At 71.2% G+C, this 2,340-nt stretch carries 1 protein-coding gene and 1 pseudogene; both read right to left on the bottom strand.

Features of this window, described 5'->3' with window-relative positions:
- On the bottom strand, window positions 1-1,549 hold a 1,549-nt coding region (locus tag VN856_RS09170; RefSeq protein ID WP_422656565.1), incomplete at its 3' end, for a DUF7159 family protein.
- A 185-nt stretch (window positions 1,550-1,734) separates the two neighbouring features.
- Window positions 1,735-2,340, bottom strand: a pseudogene (locus VN856_RS09165) (hypothetical protein); the annotation flags it as partial.

Here is a 2,340-nt window from a genome sequence, read left to right as displayed (position 1 = left end):
CGCCACCATGGCCGCCACCGAAGCCGCCGCCACCGCCGCCGAAGCCGCCACCGCCGCTACCGTGGCCGCCGCCGGGGAATCCACCGCCGCCACCGGGGCTCGGGTAGCCGCCACCTGGGTATCCGCCGCCGGGGTATCCGCCACCCGGGTACCCACCGCCGCCCGGGTACCCACCGCCGCCTCGGGGGCCACCAAAGATCGGCGGAACGCCAGGAATCGGAATAGGTATCGGTACCACCGCAGGAGGCGGTGCGGGAGCCGGAGCGACCGGCGCCGGAGCGGGCGGCGGCGCGGCCGGTTCTGGCGCGGGTGCCGGTGCCGCGGGCACCGGTGCGGGCGCGGGTGCAGCTGGAGCGGGCGCCGGTGCAACCTGCTCCGGCGCAGGGGCAGGTGCCTCCGGCGCGGGGGCGGGCGCTTCAGGTGCTGGAGCCGGGGCCGACGCCGGTGCGGGGGCCGGGGGCGCGGCGGGTGCCGGCTTGGGCGCCACCGCATTGTGGCCGGGCTCGGGCCGGACAGCCGCGGTGGGCCGCATGCTGATCGCCAGGGCGACGAGCAGCGCCGCGGCGCCGACCACGAAAATCGCGGCGACGGCGCTGGCCACCAGAATCAGGGGCCGGCGGCGGCCTTCCTCTGGAGCAGCGGCGATACCGGTGTATGCGCCCGTGTAGGTGCCGGTCTCGAAATCTCCCTCGCCGGCCAGGGCGGTGTAGGCGTCGAGATCGTCATCGGGGACCGCGCTGTACGCCAGCGCTTGCTCACCGGAAGCGTTGTCGGTGGCGAGATCGAAGTATCCGGGGGCCACGGCGTACGGGTTGATGAAGCCGGTGCCGGGGTCTTGCGCGTAGGCCAGCGCCGCGGTGGACGACGAAAACAGCGGCGCGTTGGCCGATGCCAGGGCCGCGCCACGGGCTAGCGCGGTCTCCGGCTCCTCGGGTGCACTCACGATCAGGCCGGTCACCGCCTCTAACCGCGGCTTGATGGTGGCGATGTCCACGCCGGATCCGACGAGAAACAGTCCGTCGGGCCGAGCGTCCAACGAGTCGGCGCTGGACAACAACGCGGCTAGTTCAGCGACCGAATCGGCGCCAGGTGTCAGCGGCTGACGATGGACGTCGGTGATCGACCCGTCCGAGCTGTTGACCACGGCCAGCGTCGCGGTGTCGGGCTCGACGAACAGCAAGCCGGTCTGGCCATAACCGACGGAGCTGCCGACGACCTGGGCGAGCGCCGCGGCGGCCAGGAACGACGACACCAGCATGACGTTCTCGACCTTGCGCGCCGCCAAGGCGTCACGCAGCGCAGCGGCCTCGATGGGATCCGTCCAGGTCACACCCGTCGAGCGCACTTGATAGCCACTCTCGGCGGCACCTTCCTGAGTGCCGAGGATCGCCGACACCACCTGGTCGGCCGCATTGATGGTCGGCGCGTCGGCGGCCGCGTTGACGTCAAAGCCGTCTTCGTCGACGGTCACGCCATCGGCGTTTTCGCCCTCTACGAGAACCATGCGGACCGCAGTGGGTGCCATCGACACGCCAAGTACGGTGTCCACTTCGCCTCCAAAGCTGCTCGGGTGCGTCAAAACTGGCCATCACGTCGGGCCATGCATGGGGATTGCCGGATTTCCTCAAGCGTTGGCACGAGCGACGCGGATCGATTTCCCGGTATTTGCCATTACGACACTACCGACGGGCGGACTCAGCGGCTATCAGGTGACCGCAGAATCGCCGACACTCGCTAATGGCCGTGGCCGCCGTGGCCCCAACCACCACCGCCGTGGCCCCAACCACCACCACCGTGGCCCCACCCAGGACCGCCGCCGTGGCCCCAACCAGGACCTCCGCCGTGGCCCCAGCCCTCGTCGCCGTGACCCCACGGGCCGCGCTCCGGGGGCGGCGGCGCGAGCGGCGGGCCGAACAGCGGCGGTAGGAGCCCGGGAAGAATCGGCGCAATGATCGGGGGCGGCGCCGCCGGTGCCGGCGCGGGGAAGGGAATCGGCGCGGGCGCAGGAGCGGGACCCGGTATCCGGACCGGCGCTGGCGCCACCGCCTGGACCGGCGCCGGAGCCGCCGCTGGCGCTGGCGGCGGAGCTGGTAGCGGCGCCAGCCTGGCCGGGGCCACTACGTTATGGCTGAGGCTGGGCCGCGAGTTGGCAGACGGCCGGATGCTGAAGGCCAGCGAAATCACCAATGCCATCACGCCGGCGACAAAAATGATCAGCACACTCATCGCCGCCAAAAACGGTGTGCGACTTACGTGTTCGTGATCGTCCAGCTGACTGAAGTCGGGGTACATGCCAGTGGTGAAGTCTGGGTGCTCATCGTCAGCCACGTATGCGTCGGG

The organism is Mycobacterium sp. (assembly GCF_035603715.1).
Lineage (GTDB): Bacteria > Actinomycetota > Actinomycetes > Mycobacteriales > Mycobacteriaceae > Mycobacterium.
The sequence above is the reverse complement of the archived record's forward strand: the minus strand, read 5'-3'. Positions and strand labels throughout refer to the sequence as shown.